The sequence below is a fragment of the Nonomuraea phyllanthi genome, from assembly GCF_006334985.2.
GTDB classification, from domain to species: domain Bacteria; phylum Actinomycetota; class Actinomycetes; order Streptosporangiales; family Streptosporangiaceae; genus Nonomuraea; species Nonomuraea phyllanthi.
On sequence record NZ_VDLX02000005.1, the window covers coordinates 581,461 to 600,277 of the forward strand.

Below are 18,817 nucleotides of genomic sequence, written 5' to 3' on the forward strand. Positions count from 1 at the left end.
GACCATGAATGATCGGAACCGGCGAACTACCGAGCCTGCTCGACATCCTCGCGCCCGACGTCGTCGCCCTGAGCGACGGCGGCGGTGTCAGGCGCGCCCTGCTGCGGCCCGTCGTGGGAGCCGGCAACGTGGCTCGCCTGCTGGCCGTCGGCTGGTGGAAGCGCGACGCGGAAAGGTCGGCCGAGCTGGTGCAGATCAACGGCGGCCCCGGGCTGCTCATCCCGCTCAACGGCGAGATCGACGGCGTGGTGGCGGTGCGCGTGGACAACGGCCCGCTACGGTCCTCTGAACGCCCACGCAGGCCGGGCCGCTGCGGGCTTGGGGTCGCTCAGGCGGGCTTGGAGTCGTCGGTGGGAAGGCCGCTGCCCTCGTAGGAGTCGATGTTCTCGATCAGGCTGAAGATCTCGGGGTGGTCGGCGAACCGGTCGCTGTGCACCTGGGCGATCTTGTCGCCGATGCCGGGGTCGGGGTCGTCGGTGAGGTCCAGCGAGACCATGTTGGCCGCGAGCGGCAGGCCGAGTGCGTCGATCCGGCGGTGCAGCGGGTCGTACATGTACGTGCGGTAGGCGTCGATGTCCTTGACCGCGTACATCGCGCCGTAGTGGAACTCGCCGCCGAAGTCGCGGCCGACCACGAAGAACTCGACGACGTCGAGCTCGTCGCCGAGCGTGCGCAACAGGCCGAGCGCCTCCTGGACCTTGTCGTCGGGAGCGTCGGGCTTCAGGGCGATGCGGATCTGGTGGTAGATCATGGCGGTTCTCCTCCGAACAGACCTTGACGCAACGAGCGGTTGCATTTGAGGACTCTAGGTAAAGCTCGCTCTTAACGCAACCTGTTGTTGGCTTAATCTCTGGCTTAACGCACCCTAAAGTTGCATCTAGGTTTGGCGTCGTCCTAACCTGGCCGCATGGCAGGAGAGCCGCCCCAAGACGTTCAGCATCCGCACGCCGACGCCGCCATGGCCCGGCCGGGCGGCCGGACGGCGCGCGTGCGCGAAGCCGTCATCGACGCCACCATCGCGGAGCTGAGCGAGGTCGGCTACGCCGCACTACGCGTCGACGCGGTGGCCGCGCGCGCGGGTGTCAACAAGACGACGATCTACCGCCGCTGGGGCACCAAGGTCGGCCTGGTGTCCATGGCCCTCATCGAGCGCCGTGGCCGGTTGGTGCCGCCCGCCGACACCGGAACCCTGCGCGGGGATCTCATCGGGCTGCTCAAGGAGATCCGGCTCGGCCTCAAGGTCCCCTGGGTCGCCGCGCTGCAGCGCGAGGCCGGCCCGCGCACAGCCGCGAATGCCGACCTGTACGAACTCCTCGACAGGTTCTGGTCGGCCCGGTTCAAGGTCTCAGGGGTCATCTTCGAGCGCGCCGTCGAGCGCGGCGAACTGCCCGCCGGCACCGACCCCGGCTTCCTGCTGGAGATGATCTCCGGACCGCTCTACTTCCACTGGCTCATGCTCGGACGCCCACTGGACGACGACTTCCTCGAGCGAATGGCCGACTTCACGCTCCATGGCGCCCAGGCCGGTCCGCCGGCGGCGGGATAGCCGGCGTGTGAGGGGGAGGGGCGGCCAGGATCAGGACCGGACGGGCGGCTCGTGGCCGCGGCGGTTCGTGCCCGGCGGTGGTCTGGTCCGGAGGTGGTGCAGTGTCGCCGCGCCGGCGAGGTGGGCGATCAGTGCCCCACCGGCCGCGACCAGCGCCAGGGCCGTGGTCGGGCGGAGCAGCCGGCCGCTCCGGCTGAGCAGCCATCCGGCCACGTCTCCGCCCCGGCGGCGTTCGGAGGCCGGCGACACCGCGTTGGCGTACCCGCTGACCAGGAAGAACACCGGCATTGGGCTGCGCCCAGGGCAGCTCCGGCACCGCCGACCCGCCGGTCAGCTCGCCGTCCCGGTCGTAGCCGACCGCCGTCACCAGCCAGTGCCCGAGGACCACGGCGAGGATGGAGATCGCCCGCCTGATGGTGCCGGGATCCCACACCTCTACCCGCTCGTTCCAGGTACGAAGCTGCTCGACCACAGCCCGTCGATCAGCGCGTCAGCGTTCCGCTGATTCGCCCGATCGATGCCCCCGGTAGCCTGCGTGACCATGATGCGCAGTTGGATGTGGGCGCTGGTGTTCATGGCCGGCGGCGTGGTCATGGCGAGTGCGCTGCTCGTCGGAGGGACCCGCGGCCCGGCCGCGGAGATGCTGCTGGCGTTCGTGCTGCTCGCAGCGCTCCACTCGCCACTGGTGTTCCCCAGGTCGATCACCGCCGCCGAAGCGCGACGCCGCAGCGCGCTGGACGGCCGGCCGATCGTCTACTGGCGGCCGGGCTGCAAGTACTGCCTGCGCCTGCGCTTCCGGCTCGGCCGCAGCGCCCGCCGGCTGCACTGGGTCGACATCTGGCGCGACCCGCACGGCGCGGCCGCCGTACGGGCGGTCAACGACGGCAACGAGACCGTGCCGACCGTGGTGGTGGCGGGCCGGCCACATGTCAACCCCGCCCCCGCCTGGGTACGCGAACAGCTCCCCTCATCCGCGTGACCGGCTGGATGTGCGGACGGCGGCCCTTCGGAAACGAGGAGCCGCGTCCGTACGCCCGCCCCGGCCGAGGTCAGGATCGCTGCCGGTCCAGGCCGGCGGCGAGTTCGGCGATCACCAGGTCGACCTCCCGTCCCAGCAGCGCCGCGGACGGCTCCCGCTCCGGCTCCAGCCACTGGTTCACCACGATGCGCAGCGCCGCCAGCACGGCGGACGCGCACACCGCCGGATACACCGACCCCTCCGCCGCGTCCACCCGCTCACGGATCGCCTCCGCCAGAGCCTTCTCCTGGGCGGCGAGCACGGCCAACTGCTGCGGGACCAGCGACGGTGTCCGGTGGATCAGCCGGACCACCGCCAGGTAGTGCCGGTTCGCGTCGTCGCTCTCGTTCAGGATCACCAGCACCGCCTCGCGAAAGGCTCGCAGGACGGATTCCGTACGAGGCCGCGCCCGGAATTCGGCGATGAGCGCCTCCGCGGCGGACGACACCGTCGCCACCACGGCCTCCTCCTTGCTGGAGAAGTAGTTGAAAAAGGTCCGCAGCGCGATGTCGGCCTCGTCGGCGATCCGCTCGACGGTGAGGTTCTCGACACCGTCCCGGATCGCCAGCCGCAGCGCCGCCTCGCGCAGGGCGGCCCGGGTGGCCTGCTTCTTGCGCTCGCGCCGCCCCATCAGCGGCGCCGCGTCATGGCTCATGCCAGGCCACCGGCAGCGAGTGGACGCCGAAGATCAGCATCTCGTTCCGTAGCGGGACCTTCTCGGCGGGCACGGCCAGCCGCAGCCCCGGCAGCCGGGTGATCAGCTCGCGGAGCCCGATCCGCATCTCGATGCGGGCGAGCTGCTGGCCCAGGCACTGGTGCACGCCGTGTCCGAACGCCAGGTGCGGGGTACGGGGACGGTGCACGTCGAGCCGGTCGGGTTCGGGCCAGTGGCCGGCGTCCCGGTTGACCTCGGGGGTGGCGATCACGACTGTCGCCCCGGCCGGGATGTCGACCCCGCCCAGGACGACGGGCTCGGTTGTGACGCGGTTGACGCCGAGCTGGATGATCGTCAGGTAGCGGAGCAGCTCCTCGACCGCGTTGTCGATCAGGGCGGGGTCGTCACGCAGCGCGGCGAGCTGGTCGGGGTTCTCCAGGAGCGCGAACGTGCTCAGGCTCAGCTGGTTGGCGGTGGTCTCGTGGCCGGCGCCGAGCAGGACGAGCGCGACGTCGACGAGCTGGGCGTCGGTGAGCGGCGGATCGGCGTCGTGGATGAGCCCGGACAGCAGGTCGTCGGCCGGGTCGGCGCGCTTGTGGGCGACCAGGCGCTGCATGAACCCGTACAGCTCGGCCCCGGCCAGCGCCCGCTCGCCGGGGTCGGCGCTGCTGTCCAGGGCGATGGCGGTGCGCTGCTGGAACTCGGCCCGGTCGGCGTAGTCGACGCCGAGCAGCTCGCAGATGACCAGCGATGGCAGCGGCAGCGCGAACGCCGGCACCAGGTCGGCCTCGGCGCCGGCCGCCTTCATCGCCTCGATGTGCTCGACGGCGATCTCGGCGACCCGGGACTCCAGGGCTTTCATCCGCCGCACCGTGAACTGGCCGGTGAGCAGGCGGCGTAGGCGGGTGTGCTCGGGCGGGTCCATGAAGACGAACATCCCGTCCTCGCGGCTCGCCGGCGGCTCGGGCGCCGGGCCGTCCACCTCGTGCGGCTGCAGCGACGTGGCGTTGCGGTGGCGGACCTTGTCGGCGCTGAACCGCGGATCCGACAGCACGGCGCGCGCCTCCTCGAAGCCGGTCACCAGCCAGGCCTGCGCGCCGTTGTGCAGCGGCAGCGGCTGCACGGCGCCCTGGCCGCGGCGGGCCCGCAGGCCGGGTGGGGGATCGAATGGGCACTGGTCGCGCTCCAGCAGGTCCGCGGGGATGATCTGGCGCATCGCCGTGGGGCTGGAGATCCGCGCGTCCTGGGTGTCCTGCGGGGTGCCGTCGCTCATCCGCGTCATCCTGTTCCCGGGCGGGGCCCGTAACGACAGTGAGGGCTTCAAACGTACACGATGTGCATTGATGCGCGTCGTGCAAGTTTGATGCGATCGGGGGTGCCCACCACGGAACGGGCGCCGGAGTGGCGGGCCGCACCGGATCGAGGCTGGCCGGACTCCGAGCTCGCCCGGATCGAACGTCACGGCAATGGTCGATGAGCCAGTCGGCGCAGTCCACGGCCGTGGCGTCGTAGGAGGAGCGGGCGGCTCGCAGGAAGTCCGGCTCGGTCATGGCCGGGGATCGGGACTGGAAGTTGACCGATGGCTGAGCCAACCCGATGTGCTCCCGCTCGATGGACCGTTTGTCGCCGTGATCGGCTTGCTGCCCGCGTTCCCGAACGGTGATGGAGATCGGCCGGAGGGAGTGCCGGTTCTCGCCGCGCCTGAATCGGAGCCAAGCGGATATTACGACGAGCAGAGCTGTCCATTAAGCCATCGGTGATCCGGCCTGAGAACCGACCAACGAACCTGATCATCACACTACGTATGAGGTCATTTCAACGAGCGAGCGCATGGCTTGCCGCGTTCGTCATTGGCCTGCCCACGCTGGGCGTGGTCGCAGTGATCGTCGCGTTGCGGGGGCGGTCGTGGGAGCTGTTCTCGGCGGCGTACCTGGTGCTGTTCGTGCTGGTCTACCTCGCAGGCTTGATCTTGCTGGCTCTGCTGCGCTTTCGGCCGGACTGGCTGCGCGCGCTGGTGGCGGCCGTGGCCGTGTACGCGATCGCGTCGGTCACGCCGTTGACCGACGCGTTGATCAGTTATCCGTACCATGTGGTCAGATGCGGTGGCCTACCCGTCGTCGGCAGCTTCGGCGCGGCCCCGGGCTACGCGGTCCCCGGGGAGGAGGACTACGCGGTGACCCCGCTCGACGGCTCCTTCTTCTGCACAGAGAAGGAGGCCAAGGACCTCGGCTACTACCATGACGACTACTGACCCGGATCCCGGGCTTGAGGAACGGGCGGACAGCCGTTGACGGTGAGAAGGATCTTGATGGTGGTGAGCTGAGGCTCCTCCTGGTTGCGAAGCTCCTTGACTCGTTGTCCGCCCTTCCTCAACTTCGACACCGAGATCCGCCGGATGATCTGCTCGACCAACGCCATCGAATCGGTCAACGCCCGCATCCGGCGGGCGGTCAAGGCCCGCGGCCACTTTCCGAACGAGCAGGCCGCGCTCACGTGCGTCTACATGGCGATCACGAGCCGGGACCCGACCGGCAAGGGCCGCGAACACTGGATCACCCGCTGGAAAGCCGCCCTGAACGCCTTCGCCATCACCTTCGAAGGCCGCCCGACCCCCGACCACCCGATAACCAATCAAGATCCAGATACACCGTTTATCCAGACAGACCTGCTCCTGGACTAGGGGTGGAGCGGGACGACCGAGCCCGTCAGGCGGGCCTGTTCCGCGGCCCACACCACGCGGTGCGTCATCAGGCTCTCGGCCGCGTCGGAGCGCAGCAGGGCCGGATCTCCCGAGGCCACGGCGGCGAGGAAGGCGTCGGTCAGGCCATGGTCGCCGCCCCCGTGCCCGTCGGCCGCCGACGCGCCCGCCACCTCGTCGGCGGCGATCAGCTCCTCCTCGCCGGTGCGGAAGTCCACCACGCGCAGCTCGCGGCCGTCGCCGTCGATGTAGCCGTGGGTGCCGAACAGGCGGGTGCGCCGGTGCTCCATCGGCGTGAACGCGCTCATCGTGAACGAGCACGTCGCCCCGTCGTCGAACTCCATCACCACTTCCTGGTGGTCCACGACGTCGTTGTCGCAGGCGTACACGCAGCGTCCGTACGGGCCGGTGCGAAGGGCGTCGAGGACGTCCTGCTCGGTGCGGCCCGGCGTGACGGCCGACAGGGGCCAGAACTCGCTGCCGGGGTCGCCGAGACAGCCCAGGTACAGGCGCGGCGCCGAGTACGGGCACGATGGCTCGAGCGGGCAGTCGAGGCAACGGTCGGCCGCCTCGGCGGGGCGCTCCTCGGGCCGGAAGTGAGACAGCGAGCCGAACGACGACACCCGGGCGGGCGGGCGCCCGAACAGGTGCACCAGCCAGTCCACATCGTGGCACGCCTTGGCCAGCAGCATCGGCGCTGAGGTGTCCTGCCGCCGCCAGTGCCCCCGGACGAACGAGTGCGCCTGGTGCCACCACCCGACAGGCTCCAGGTGCTGCACGCTGACCAGCCGCCCGATGCGCCCGGCGTCCAGGAGGTCCTTGACCATCCGCGTGTACGGCGTGTAGCGCAGCACGTGGCAGACGGCCAGCATGACGCCGTTGCGGTCGGCCGCGTCCGCGATCAGGGTCGCCTCGCGCTCGTCGGTGGCCATCGGCTTCTCCAGGAGAATGTGATAACCCAGGTCCGCCAGCGTGACAGCGGGACCGGTGTGCAGCTGGTCGTGGGTGGTGATCACCGCGGCGTCCGCCACGCGGCCAGCCGCCGCGAACTCCTCCCAGCCCGCGTACTCCCGCTTCGGCGTGATCCCGAACTCGGCCGCGAATGCAGCGCGCCGCAGCGGATCCGGCTCCGCCACCGCCACCACCCGCCCCGCGCCCGTGGCGTGCGCGCGGCGCGCGTAGATCAGGCCTCGCAGGCCGCCGCCGATGACGGCTAGAGTCACCTCAGTCATGGAACCTTCCCCGATAAATATCATGGAGACCATCATTATTCGGTCCAGGCAAGCTGACGGCAAGGGGGCCCGATGACGGGGGAACCGAGCGGGGGCGACCTGTCGCGGCTGCGGCAGCTCAACGCCGTCGCCGTGATCAAGGCGCTGCAGGGCCAGGGGGCGCTCACACTCACCGACGTCGCCAGGCGCACGGGCCTGTCGCGCGCCTCCGCCGAGGACGTGGTGCGCGAGCTGCTGCACAAGGGCTGGGTCGCCGAGGCGGGCGCCACGGCGGGCGGCGTGGGACGTCCGGCCAGGCGCTACCGCTTCAGGGCCGACGCCGGCCGGGTGCTCGGCGTCGACATCGGCGGCCACAAGATCCTCGCCGTGCTCGCCGACCTCGACGGTGACGTGCAGCACAGCGTCCGCGTCCCCGTCACGCCCGGGATGGGCAGGCTCGAACGTCTGGAGGCGGTCGACCGTGCGGTCGCCGGATGCTTGGAGGCCGCGGGGCTGACCGGCGCCGACGTGTGGGCGTCGGGCGTCGGCACCACCGGCCTGGTGGACGGCGCCGGCCGGGTGATGTTGTCGGAGGCGCTGCCCGAATGGACCGGCGTGGACCTGGCCGCGCACCTGCGCCGCATCGCCCCGGCCCCCGTGCTGGTCGAGAACGACAGCAAGCTCGCCGCCCTGGCCGAGTGCTGGCGCGGCGTGGCCCGTTATGCCAAGGACATGGTGTTCCTGCTGGCCGGGCTGCGTACAGGGGCGGGGCTGGTCATCGACGGGAAGCTGCACCGGGGCTTCGCCAACGCATCCGGCGAGATCGGCGCGCTGCCGGTGCTCGGCTGGATCCGCGCCCAGGAGCATCTGAGCGCGGCGAGCGGCGAGGCGGGCGACGTGTTCGCCGCCGCGCGGGCGGGGGAGCGGGCGGCCGTCACGGCGGTGCGCCGGTACGTCAAGGACCTCGCGCTCGGCGCGTCCGCGCTGGTCCTGGCACTGGACCCGCAGATGGTCGTGGTCGGCGGCGGCTTCTCGCGCTCGGCGGACGTGCTCATCGAGCCGCTCAGGCGGGAGCTCGACCGCTGGTGCATCCGCACTCCCGAGGTGCGTATGTCGGCGCTCGGCGACGAGGCCGTGGTGCTCGGCGCCGTACGGCTGGCGCTCGACGACGTCGAGGAGCGGGTGCTCGACGGCCGCGGGCCGCTCGTGAGCCATCTGTGACACATCGACTCTTGCCAACAATTTCACTGGACTCCATGATTACTCCCACGCTCTAGGAGAGGACATGGGAGATGTGGAAGTCGGTACGGAGCGGTGCGGCCCTCCTCTGCGCGGCACTGCTCGCCTCCGCGTGCGGCGGCGGTGAGCAGGCCGGCACCGGCGCACAGCCGCACGAGAAGGTGAAACTGTCCTACGGCGTCTGGGACGCCACCCAACAGGCCGCCATGCAGGAGCTGGCCGCCGAGTTCACCAAGACGCACCCCGACATCGCGGTCGACGTCCAGCTCACCCCATGGGCCGACTACTGGACCAAGCTCAAGGCCGCCGTCAGCGGCGGCGCCGCCCCCGACGTCTTCTGGATGAACGGCCCCAACTTCCAGCTCTACGCCTCCAACGGCGTCATCAAGCCCATCGAGGAACAGGTCGACACGTCGGTCTACCCCAAGGCCCTGGTCGACCTCTACACCTTCGAGGGCAAGCTGTACGGCCTGCCGAAGGACATGGACACCGTCGGCGTCTGGTACAACAAGACGCTCTTCGACGCCGCCAAGGTCGAGTACCCGGCCGACGACTGGACCTGGACCGACTTCAAGCAGGTCGCCGCCAAGCTCACAGACGCGGAGAAGGGCGTCTACGCCGTCGGCGCCCAGCTCACGAGTTTCCAGGAATACCAGTACAACACCATCTACCAGGCCGGCGGCTACGTGATCTCCCCGGACGGCAAGAAGTCCGGCTACGACGACCCCAGGACGATCGAGGGCCTGAGGTTCTGGACCGACCTCATCGCCGCCAAGCAGTCGCCCGACCTCAAGACCATGACCGACACCGCTCCGATCCAGCTCTTCGAGGCAGGCAAGCTGGCCATGTACTGGGGCGGCTCCTGGGACGTGGCCGAGTTCACCAAGAACGACTACACCAAGGACAAGGTGGACGTCGCCCCGCTGCCCAAGGGCGAGAAGCAGGCCACGATCATCCACGGCGTGGCCAACGTGATGTCGGCCAAGACCGAGCACCCGGCGCAGGCGTGGGAGTTCGTCAAGTTCCTCGGCTCGAAGCAGGCCGCCGACATCCTGGGCAAGAAGGGCCCGATCCCGGCCTACAACGGCGCCCAGAACGACTGGGTGGCCGCCCATCCGGAGCTGAAGCTGCAGACGTTCCTCGACGCCGTCGCCTACGCGGTGCCGTACCCGGTCTCCAAGAACACCGCCGCCTGGCAGGAGGCGGAGCTGACCCACCTGACCAAGGCGTGGACCGGCGAGGTGCCGGTCGACAAGGCCGCCGCCGACCTCGCGGCCGGCATGAACGACCTGCTCGCCGAGGAGTGACGTGACGACCACCGCCGAAACCAGGACCGCCCCCGCGGCCCACGCGGCGAAGCGGCGGCGCCCCCGTACCGAGGCCCTGTGGGGGTACGCGTTCATCGCCCCCACCGGGCTCGGCCTGGCCGTGTTCTACCTGTGGCCCGTCCTGCAGACCGCGTACTTCTCCTTCACCGAGTGGGGCGCGTTCGGCGGGCACACCTGGACCGGGCTGGACAACTACGTCCGGCTGCTCGGCGACCCCGAGGTCGGGCAGGCGGTGCTCAACACGCTGCTGTACACCGTGCTCGGCCTGGCCGGCATCCCGCTCGCGATCGTGTTCGCGGCCCTGCTCAACCGGCCCGGGCTGGGCGGGGTGAGCGTGTACCGCACGGCGTTCTTCCTGCCCGTGGTCACCATGCCGGTCGCGGTCGCGATGCTCTGGCGCTGGCTCTACAACGGTGACTACGGCCTGGTCAACCAGGTGCTCGCGGTCGTCGGCATCGACGGCCCCAACTGGATCGCCGACCCGGCCACCGCCATGTACGCGCTGGTCGTCGTGGGCGTGTGGAGCAGCGTCGGCTACAACCTGATCATCTTCCTGGCCGGCATGCAGGCCATCCCCAGGGAGCTGTACGAGGCGGCGGCCATCGACGGCGCGGGCCGCGTCCGGCAGTTCTTCCGCATCACGCTGCCGATGTTGTCGCCGACCGCGTTCTTCATCTCGATCGTCTCGGTGATCGGCTCGCTGCAGCTGTTCGACCTGGTCTTCGTCATGACCGGGTCGGGGCAGTCGGCGCGGGCGAATCCGGCGTACTCGCGACTGCAGACCGTCGTGCAGCTCTTCTACGAGCGGGCCTTCGTCACCAACGACCGCGGCTACGCCGCCGCCATCGTGATCGCGCTGCTCGTCCTCATCGCGGCGCTGACGATCGCGCAGTTCAGGCTCCAGCGGAAGTGGGTGCACTATGTCTGAACGCCGCCCGATCGGCGTGCACGCTGTGCTCATCGCCTCCTCGCTGGCGATGGTCGCGCCGTTCGTCTGGCAGGTCATCACCTCGCTCAAGACGCTCAGCAGCGCGACCGCGGTGCCACCCTCGCTCCTGCCCGAAGGGCGCTGGGACAACTACGCCAAGGTGTTCGAGCTGCTGCCGTTCGGCGACCAGTTCCTCAACACCGTGCTCATGGCCGCCGGGCGGGTGGCCGGGCAGGTGCTGTTCTGCTCGATGGCCGCCTACGCCTTCGCCCGGCTGCGCTTCCCCGGCAAGAACGTGCTGTTCGTCGTGTTCCTGTCGGTGCTCATGGTGCCGCCGCAGCTCTTCGTGATCCCGCAGTACCAGATCATGTCCTCGCTCGGCTGGCTCAACAGCCTGCAGGCGATCATCGTGCCGGGGCTGTTCAGCGCGTTCGGGGTGTTCCTGCTGCGGCAGTTCTTCCTCGGGCTGCCGCGCGAGATCGAGGAGGCCGCCCGGCTCGACGGCGCGGGGCCGGTGCGCATCTACTGGTCGATCATGCTGCCGCTGGCCCGGCCGGGGCTGGTGGCGCTGTCCGTCCTCGTCCTGCTGTGGGCGTGGAACGACCTGTTCTGGCCGCTCGTCGTCAACACCGACCCGGACAAGATGACGCTGTCGGCGGGACTCGCCGCGCTCCAGGGCCAGTACCAGACCGACTACCCGGTCCTGATGGCCGGATCGCTCATCGCCTCGCTCCCCGTGATCGCCGTGTTCGTGTTCCTGCAACGACAGTTCATCCAGGGCGTCGCCCACACCGGCAGCAAAGGCTGACCCATGTTCTTGTGCAGAGCCGCCGCCGTCGCGGTGCTCCTCCTGACCTCCCTCGTCGGCACCGCCCACGCCTCGGCCGACGGACCCGGCGTGTCCCTGGCCGTGCCCGCCTACTTCAACCCGGGCGAGCTGTGGGGCCGGCTCGCCGACCCTGGCGTGGGGATCGTCGTGGCCAACCCGTTCTCCGGGCCCGGCAAGGACGTCGACCCCACCTACGCCAAGGCCATCGCCGACGCGCACGCCGCCGGGATCACGGTGCTCGGCTACGTGGCGACCGGTTACCTCGGCAGCACCGGCCGCGCCACCAGGCTCGGCGAGACCACCCCGCTCGCCTGGCTCGCGCAGGCCCAGCAGGAGACGGCCCGCTGGTACGACCTGTACGGCTCCTACGGCCTCGGCGGCGTCTTCCTGGACGAGGTCCAGAACGTCTGCGGCCCCGCGAACGCCTGGTCCGACACCTACCGCGCACTCGACGAGTCGATCAAGAGCCTGCACCGGGGCGCGTTCACGGTCATCAACCCCGGCATCGGCACCGAGGAGTGCTACGCCGACATCGCCGACGTGAGCCTGACGTTCGAGGGCACGTACGAGACCTACCGGACCTGGCAGCCACCCGCCTGGCAGCGCGGCAGGGACCCGCGCCGGTTCTGGCACCTCGTGCACGCCACCGCCACCCGCGAGCAGATGGCCGAGGCGCTGAGCCTGGGCCGGCAGCGCGGCGCGGGCTACATGTACATCACCTCGGACGTGCTGGCCAACCCGTGGGACACGCTCCCGGACTACTGGCAGGACGAGCTGGACGCGGCCAGGCCGCAGGACACCACCCCGCCCGCCCGACCCGGCCCCGCCGTCGCCGTCAGGCGCGGCCCGACGACGCTCACCCTCGTCTGGCGGCCCTCACCCGGCGCGACCGGCTACGACGTGCACGTGAACGGGCTGCGCGTCACCGGGACGGCCGGTCGCATGCCCTCCGTCACGCTGCGGAACCTCGACCCGGACACCAGGCACACGATCAACGTCAAGGCCAGGGACGCGGCCGGCAACGCCTCCGCGCCCGGCGTCGCGGTGCCGGTACGGACGCGCAAGCCCGACCGCGACCCGCCCGCCACCCCAGGCGACCTGCGCGCCGCCCAGGTCAAGGTGGCCGCCGTACGGCTCGACTGGGCCCACGCCGGGGACGCCACCTGGTACGACGTGCTCATGAACGGACAGCCGCTGCTGAGGCTGCCCGCCGCCCTGCTGACGGACGACGCGACGGTCCCGGTCACGGGCCTGACCCCGGCCACCTCGTACGCCTTCACCGTGGTCGCCAGGGACGCGACCGGCAACGACTCCGCGCCCGCAGGCCCGCTCACCGTCACCACGGCCGTGCCCAGCGGCGACCCGATCTCGGAGGCGTCCGGCTCGGTCACCGGCGGCGAGGCCACCTACCAGGCGCGCTACAACCTGCCCTTCGACTTCCACCACGTGTACGTCGACGCCGACAACGACGCCGCGACGGGCTTCGCGGTCGCGAGCATCGGCGCCGACTATCTCATCGAGAACTCCTGGTTCTACCAGCACGCCGGCACCGGCTGGAACTGGACGCCCGTGGACATGAACCCGCTGGTCTCCTCTGCCGACGACCTGTTCGTGTGGCGGGTGCCGATCACGGGGGCACACCGGGTCGTCTTTCACGGCTCGGGCGGCTCGCCCGAGTCATACAGCCCCGTGATCACCGTCTCCTGAGGAGCGAACCGCCATGACCGCAGCCCACCGATTACTTCTCGCCGCCCTCCTTCTGATCTCCGCCGTGACCGTGCTCGGACCAGGACGAGGGGAGGCGGCCACGTTCGAGTACGGCCGGACTCCCTTCTACGGCCGGGTTCCGACGCTGAACCAGAACAGCCGCACCGCATTCTGGTACGGCCGGCTCGACCAGGCGAAGACCAACCAGCTCAAGGGCTACGACCTGGTCGTGCTCGAACCCACCCTGCGCGTCCTCAACGTGGCCGCCGACCACTTCTTCTTCGAGTCCGTGACCAGCGCCGAGGTGCAGGAGATCAAGCGGGGTCTCGACGGGGCCCTGGGCACGGCCGACGACGTGACCGTGCTCGGATACCTGTCGGTGGGAGAGATGCTGCCGACCATCGTCCCCGGCTCGTCCGGCCACATGACCATCGCCAAGGGCATCGAGCTCGGCCTGCTGCCCGCCGGGTACAGCGGCCCGTCCGGTCCGCTGCACGGCCCGAACCCGTGGAACTACGACGCCGCCGGCCGTTACCTGGACGTCGAGGGCGGCGCCACCCCGGACGGCACCTACGACGACGGGTACGCCGGTTACGCCGGGCTCGGCATCGCTCCCGGCTACTCCTCCTGGGGCAACCGGCTGCGGTGGCAGAACAGGGGCGTCATGCCCTGGTACCTGGACCAGCAGGGCGCCTGGGTGGCCGACGCCCGGTACCCCTACGGCGGTTACTGGAGGGACGGCGACGGGACCGTGGACGTCAACAAGAATTACGGCGGCGGTTACATCAACGCCGGCGACCCGGCCTGGCAGCGCTTCGTCACCTACCAGGTCGACAAGATCGTGCACGACGGCGAGTACGACGGGGTGTTCCTCGACACCGTCGACACCCCCGACCCCGTGGGCGGCGCCGGCCCGTCGGTGTCATGGGGGCCGCGCGGCAACTTCGGCTTCACCGCCGAAGGCATGGTCGAGCTGGTGGAGAAGGTCAAGGCGGTGGACCCGGCCAAGGTCGTGGCGGCCAACCGCGGCTACTGGTACTTCAACCCCGACGAGGGCACCTCGCGCTTCGCCGCCCGCTACCGGCACGCGATCAACGTGTTCGTCACCGAGTCCTGGTACTACAACACCTACATCCCCGGCTTCTACGACACCAGCCCCGGCTACGCCGCCAACTGGAACACCGACCCCTCCACACCCGACTACCGCAGCCGGGACAACTTCGGCGGCTTCTGGAAGGAGTACGTCAACGCCCAGGCGAACGCCGCCGACGGCTTCAACGTGGTGATCATCGACTTCCGGGTGCCTGCCTCCGGGACCCACAAGTGGATGAGCGAGGTCGTGGCGAACAGCGGCTACCTCGGCTACGACGTCAGCGGCGCCGACCACTTCAACTCGGCGATCTACGACGACGCGAAGAACTGGCTGGACGCCCAGGGCCGGGCCGCGCCCGGCCAGGCCGGCGTGCACCCGCTCGACCTGTACGGCGGCTTCGTCGCCGACGGGTCCTTCGCCGAGTGGTCCGGGCAGACCCCGATCTTCGAGGACGCCGCCGGGGCCAACGGCAAGGGCATCACCAAGGTCTTCACCCGGTTCGTCGGTGACAGGTTTTTCATGATGATCGAGGCCAAGCAGACGCTCAGCCTGGCCCAGGAGATGATCTACTTCGACTACGACAAGGACGGCCCCTCCGGGTGGCAGCCGTGGTGGCCGACCTCGCCGGACGCGCGCGTCTACCTGGAATCGTTGAACCAGGCGTACCTGCTGCCGCACGCGGGGGCCGGGCAGGGGGACGTGTTCAGGTTCTCCAGCCCCGGCTCGCCGTCCAACAGGGGGTGGCCGGTGCGGGTGGTGCAGGCGGGCAACCGGGCCGAGCTGGAGTTCTCCCGCGACCACGTCTTCCCGGCGGCCAAGGCGGGCACGGAGATCTGGACCTGGTTCCGTAGTGCCGGCTTCGGCGGCTCCTCGGTCAAGTTCACCGTCCCCGGCGGCAACGACCCGACGCCGACGCCCACTCCGACCCCCACCCCCACCCCGACCCCCACGCCCACCCCGACCCCGACTCCCACACCCACCCCCGGGCAGGGTCTCACCGTCGATGGTTCCGCCGCCGACTGGGCCGGGGTGACGCCGCTGATGACCGGCGCCACCGGCGTGCAGTCCCTCTCGGCCGCCAGTGACGGCGCCAACCTGTACCTGCTCGTCCAGGGCACCGGCCTCAACGTGCTGGAACAGTTCTTCCTCGACACCGACGTCAACCCGGCGACCGGCTTCGCCGCCGCCGGCTGGGCCGACCCGTCCGGCGCCGACTACATGCTGGAGAACGCCAACCTCTACCGGCACGGCGGCTCCGGCTGGTCCTGGACGCCCCGCGGCCAGGTCGCCTTCGCCCGTAACAACACCGTGGTGGAGGCCGCGATCCCGCTCGCGAGCCTCGGCCTCTCGCCCGGACAGCCGCTCAGGGTCGGCTTCATCAAGAACAACTCGGCCGCCGATCGGCTACCCACCGCCGCCGGCACCCTCCCGACCGTCACCCTCGCCGGCTAGGAGTCACCCCATGCCGAAACCGACGCGTCTCCTCATCCTCATGGCCTTCACCTGCGCGGCCGTCCTCACCGCGGCGCCCGCGCACGCCGCCATCACCGGCCAGTCGGCCACGAACACCGCCACCACCGTGACCTATCAGTTCGCCTACTCCGGAGCCCCCGCCTACGCCCGCACCTACATCGACACCGACCGCGACCCCGCCACCGGCTTCGCCCAGGGCGGCATCGGAGCCGACTACCTCCTGGAGAACGCCGGCCTGTACCGCCACATCGGCGGTGGCTGGAGCTGGACACTCGTCAGGTCCGTCACCTACTCAGGCGCCGGTGGCACCGCCCGCTGGACGCTGAACCGGGCCGACATCGGCGAAACCGCCACGCCCGGCGACGCCGACCTGCTCTTCCAGGTCGAAGCGCCGCTGGAGACGTCGGCCAGGTACACCCAGACCTACAGCGGGAGCGGCACCGGCGTGACCGTCACGTACACGCCGTCCACCGACACCTTCGCCAACCCGGAACGCGGCCTCTACCACCACACCGGAGACTGCGACAAGAACGACTTCTCCCTGGCCACCCTCCAGGATTACCGTGTCAACCAGCACATCTCGCTGGTCATGTGCGTCTTCTACCTCAGCGAGTTCCGGGCCGGCCCGATCAGCCAGGCGGCGCTGGCCCAGCTCCAGCAGCAGCTCGACACCGTACGGGCCGCAGGACTGAAGATGATCCTTCGCTTCGCCTACACCACGGCCACCGACGGCGCCGATGCCCCCAGGGACCGGGTGCTGGCCCACCTGGACCAGCTCGCGCCCTATCTGAGCGGTAACAGCGACGTGATCTACCTGATGCAGGCGGGCTTCATCGGCGCCTGGGGGGAGTGGTACTACACCCAGAACTTCGGCAACGCCGGAGCGGTCACCGCGACCGACTGGGCCAACCGCAAGGCCGTGGTCGACAAGCTGCTCGGCGTGCTGCCGAAGACGCGCATGGTCCAGCTCCGCACGCCCGACTTCAAGCGGACGATGTACTCCACCAGCCCCGTGTCGTCCAGCCAGGCATTCGGGGGCTCCGCGCTCGCCCGGCTCGGCCACCACAACGACTGTTTCCTGGCAAGTCCGGATGACTACGGCACTTACGAGAACACCTCCGTCGAATACCCCTATCTGCAGGCCGACACGGCGTACGTCCCGATGGGCGGGGAGACCTGCGCGCCCAACCCGCCGCGCTCCGACTGCCCCACCGCCCGTGACGAGCTGGCACGGTTCCACTGGTCCTACCTCAACACCGATTACCACACCGGGGTGCTCGGCGGCTGGAACACCGGGGGGTGCCTGCCCGAGATCACCCGCCGCCTCGGCTACCGGTTCACCCTGGACAGGGGGACCTACCCGAGCACGGCCACGCCCGGGGGCGCGTTCCCGGTGAGCATCACGGTCAGGAACGACGGGTGGGCGGCGCCCATCAACCCCCGTGGCGCCGAACTGGTCCTGCGGAACACCTCCACCTCCGCCGAGTACCGCCTCACCCTTTCCACCGACCCACGCCGGTGGGGGGCGGGGACCACGACGACGGTCAGCCAGACCCTCACCGTTCCCTCCTCCCTGCCCCGGGGCACGTACGCGGTGCTGCTCAACCTGCCCGATCCGCAGCTCGTGTCCCGGGCCGAGTACGCCGTCCGGGTCGCCAACCAGGGGACGTGGGAGGCCGCGACCGGGCTGAACAACCTCCTGCACACGGTGACGGTGAACTGATCGGGGGACGGCCTTCTTGAGGCAGCCGCAGGGAGGCCGTCGGTCAGTTCATCTCGCGTGCTGAGGGCCGGCCCGAAGCCGCCGCCCGCCGCCATCCCCTTGAAGGGCCCGGAGGGACGAGGGGAGTGCACCACCTGGCAGGCGTGGCCGAAGCGGCGGCGGACCGCCTCGATGGGTGCCACCGGAGTCTTCACACCGGGCGACGGGTTGAGCGTGTCGGCTGCCGTCATGCGACCCATCGATGCCGCGCGCGCTCCATGTCCACCCGCCCGCCGAGCATCGGTGTCCCCTCGTCATTGAGCAGCTCCAGGGCCCGTCCCCCGTGGCACGAGGCGGGTGTGCCGTCGGCGTAGACGACACGCCACCACGGGACACCGCCCTCGATCATGCTCATCGCCCATCCCACCTGCCGTGGCCCCGCACCGATCCGCTTGCCGATGTCACCGTAGGAGGCAACGGAGCCGGCCGGGATGGCGGTGACGACTTCACGCACATCCTCGATGAGGCTCATGTCCTGGGCCAGGCCGGGCAGGATCGCCTCACCCGGTCAAAGAGCGCAGCCATTCTCGTTAGATTTTCGTCAGCGCGCCTCCCTTGTGCATGGCGATGTGATCGGTCTTGTCGCTCTTGATTTCGTATTGCGGGTCCTTTTCCGTGCAATGGTGCACGTAACCTTTGTACTTCACGTCGTGAATATGTTTCTTGATGATGACGCCTTCAACGTGCCCGGCTTCGGAGTTCCACCGGACATGGTCACCGACGGCGAACTGCTTCGTCATTCTCGCTCCCTCCGGCAGCCGTGCCGATCAGGCTCTCGGCCGGTGCTCAGCAGACCGGACGTAGACGCGGCCGTCGTCGATTCTCACCTCCAAGCTCGGCTCGCAGTCGCGTCACAGATGCCGTCGAGTTCGTTCAAGTCCTCGACGTCTTCGATGACGTCCTCGATCAGCTTTGACATGATGGTTGCTCCTCGTCTCGGACCGACATGACGAGTGGCGTCCTCCAGCTGCCAATTTCATGCTCTCATGTGACTGAGCGTCAGCCGCCTCAGGATCCTTTGAGCGGCAATCCCGGGACGGTTCCATGCCACAGCGGTCCTCAGCGCCGATGAGGCCTTTCTCTTTCTCGATCATGTGACGTTCTCGATCAGCCTGTTCGCCGGCTGGACCGCCGGCCACTACGCCGCCGCCACCATCGCCCCGCTCGTGGAGCGGTTACGGTCCTACTGCGTGGATCGCTACGGCGCTCAGGCCGCACCGCGACGCGCGCCTGATCCACAGGCGTGCTGCCGCTCATGCGACCCTCCAACGCGACGGGCGACGGGCGCCGAGTGGTCTGATGCGGCTGCTATGGTGAAGGCGCTTGTGAC

General features: G+C 69.8%; 19 protein-coding genes. 12 read left to right on the forward strand and 7 right to left on the reverse strand.

The window, feature by feature from the left end; genetic code table 11:
• Positions 1 to 8: 8 nt before the first annotated feature.
• Positions 9 to 374 (forward strand): sigma-70 family RNA polymerase sigma factor family protein, encoded by a 366-nt coding sequence (locus FH608_RS16990; RefSeq protein WP_226899608.1) that lies wholly within the window; start codon positions 9 to 11, stop codon positions 372 to 374.
• On the opposite strand, the gene FH608_RS16995 is transcribed toward FH608_RS16990, so the two are convergent.
• Positions 329 to 751 (reverse strand): Dabb family protein, encoded by a 423-nt coding sequence (locus tag FH608_RS16995; protein ID WP_139631442.1) that lies wholly within the window; start codon positions 749 to 751, stop codon positions 329 to 331. The two genes, FH608_RS16990 and FH608_RS16995, sit on opposite strands and share 46 nt — an antisense overlap.
• 156 nt (positions 752 to 907) lie before the next feature.
• On the opposite strand from FH608_RS16995, the gene FH608_RS17000 reads away from it, so the two are divergent.
• A complete protein-coding gene (locus FH608_RS17000) occupies positions 908 to 1,546 on the forward strand; it encodes a TetR/AcrR family transcriptional regulator (protein WP_139631443.1) in 639 nt (212 codons plus the stop codon).
• 30 nt (positions 1,547 to 1,576) lie between these two features.
• Here the strand turns inward: FH608_RS17000 and FH608_RS17005 are convergent, their stop codons facing one another.
• Positions 1,577 to 1,834, reverse strand: coding sequence for an acyltransferase (locus FH608_RS17005; protein ID WP_139631444.1), 258 nt, complete (start codon positions 1,832 to 1,834; stop codon positions 1,577 to 1,579).
• 253 nt (positions 1,835 to 2,087) lie between these two features.
• Here FH608_RS17005 and FH608_RS17010 point away from each other — a divergent pair, with 253 nt between their 5' ends.
• Complete coding sequence (locus tag FH608_RS17010) at positions 2,088 to 2,525, forward strand: glutaredoxin domain-containing protein (RefSeq protein ID WP_139631445.1); 438 nt, start codon at positions 2,088 to 2,090, stop codon at positions 2,523 to 2,525.
• A gap of 70 nt (positions 2,526 to 2,595) precedes the next feature.
• Here the strand turns inward: FH608_RS17010 and FH608_RS17015 are convergent, their stop codons facing one another.
• Positions 2,596 to 3,219 (reverse strand): TetR/AcrR family transcriptional regulator, encoded by a 624-nt coding sequence (locus FH608_RS17015; protein WP_139631446.1) that lies wholly within the window; start codon positions 3,217 to 3,219, stop codon positions 2,596 to 2,598.
• Entirely contained in the window at positions 3,209 to 4,492 is a 1,284-nt protein-coding gene (locus tag FH608_RS17020; RefSeq protein ID WP_226899609.1) for a cytochrome P450, read from the reverse strand. Before FH608_RS17020 ends, FH608_RS17015 begins: the two co-directional genes overlap by 11 nt.
• 531 nt (positions 4,493 to 5,023) lie before the next feature.
• On the opposite strand from FH608_RS17020, the gene FH608_RS17025 reads away from it, so the two are divergent.
• Positions 5,024 to 5,470, forward strand: a complete 447-nt coding sequence (locus tag FH608_RS17025) for a hypothetical protein (RefSeq protein WP_139631447.1) — start codon at positions 5,024 to 5,026, stop codon at positions 5,468 to 5,470.
• An 84-nt stretch (positions 5,471 to 5,554) separates the two neighbouring features.
• Complete coding sequence (locus tag FH608_RS17030) at positions 5,555 to 5,899, forward strand: transposase (protein WP_264372902.1); 345 nt, start codon at positions 5,555 to 5,557, stop codon at positions 5,897 to 5,899.
• Here FH608_RS17030 and FH608_RS17035 read toward each other — a convergent pair.
• Entirely contained in the window at positions 5,896 to 7,149 is a 1,254-nt protein-coding gene (locus tag FH608_RS17035) for a Gfo/Idh/MocA family protein (protein ID WP_139631448.1), read from the reverse strand. The genes FH608_RS17030 and FH608_RS17035 overlap by 4 nt on opposite strands.
• 72 nt (positions 7,150 to 7,221) lie before the next feature.
• On the opposite strand from FH608_RS17035, the gene FH608_RS17040 reads away from it, so the two are divergent.
• The 7 genes from FH608_RS17040 (at position 7,222) to FH608_RS17070 (ending at position 17,448) form a co-directional block, all read left to right on the forward strand.
• Complete coding sequence (locus tag FH608_RS17040) at positions 7,222 to 8,349, forward strand: ROK family transcriptional regulator (protein ID WP_139631449.1); 1,128 nt, start codon at positions 7,222 to 7,224, stop codon at positions 8,347 to 8,349.
• A gap of 71 nt (positions 8,350 to 8,420) precedes the next feature.
• Positions 8,421 to 9,674: an ABC transporter substrate-binding protein gene (locus tag FH608_RS17045; RefSeq protein WP_139631450.1), complete on the forward strand. Its 1,254-nt coding sequence runs from the start codon at positions 8,421 to 8,423 to the stop codon at positions 9,672 to 9,674.
• Between the two features lies 1 nt (position 9,675).
• On the forward strand, positions 9,676 to 10,623 hold the full coding sequence (locus FH608_RS17050) for a carbohydrate ABC transporter permease (protein ID WP_226899610.1): 948 nt from the start codon (positions 9,676 to 9,678) through the stop codon (positions 10,621 to 10,623).
• Positions 10,616 to 11,431 (forward strand): carbohydrate ABC transporter permease, encoded by an 816-nt coding sequence (locus tag FH608_RS17055; protein WP_139631451.1) that lies wholly within the window; start codon positions 10,616 to 10,618, stop codon positions 11,429 to 11,431. Before FH608_RS17050 ends, FH608_RS17055 begins: the two co-directional genes overlap by 8 nt.
• A 3-nt stretch (positions 11,432 to 11,434) precedes the next feature.
• Entirely contained in the window at positions 11,435 to 13,159 is a 1,725-nt protein-coding gene (locus FH608_RS17060) for a spherulation-specific family 4 protein (RefSeq protein ID WP_139631452.1), read from the forward strand.
• 13 nt (positions 13,160 to 13,172) lie between these two features.
• Entirely contained in the window at positions 13,173 to 15,704 is a 2,532-nt protein-coding gene (locus tag FH608_RS17065; RefSeq protein WP_139631453.1) for a hypothetical protein, read from the forward strand.
• 10 nt (positions 15,705 to 15,714) lie between these two features.
• Positions 15,715 to 17,448 carry a DUF4832 domain-containing protein gene (locus tag FH608_RS17070; RefSeq protein WP_139631454.1) on the forward strand — a complete coding sequence of 578 codons (1,734 nt, stop codon included), beginning with the start codon at positions 15,715 to 15,717 and terminating at the stop codon, positions 17,446 to 17,448.
• Positions 17,449 to 17,674: 226 nt separating this feature from the next.
• Here the strand turns inward: FH608_RS17070 and FH608_RS17075 are convergent, their stop codons facing one another.
• Together FH608_RS17075 and FH608_RS17080 are read right to left on the reverse strand one after the other, a co-directional pair.
• A complete protein-coding gene (locus tag FH608_RS17075; RefSeq protein ID WP_139631455.1) occupies positions 17,675 to 17,959 on the reverse strand; it encodes an MGMT family protein in 285 nt (94 codons plus the stop codon).
• Positions 17,960 to 18,017: 58 nt separating this feature from the next.
• Positions 18,018 to 18,227 (reverse strand): hypervirulence associated TUDOR domain-containing protein, encoded by a 210-nt coding sequence (locus FH608_RS17080; RefSeq protein ID WP_139631456.1) that lies wholly within the window; start codon positions 18,225 to 18,227, stop codon positions 18,018 to 18,020.
• Between the last annotated feature and the right edge of the window lie 590 nt (positions 18,228 to 18,817).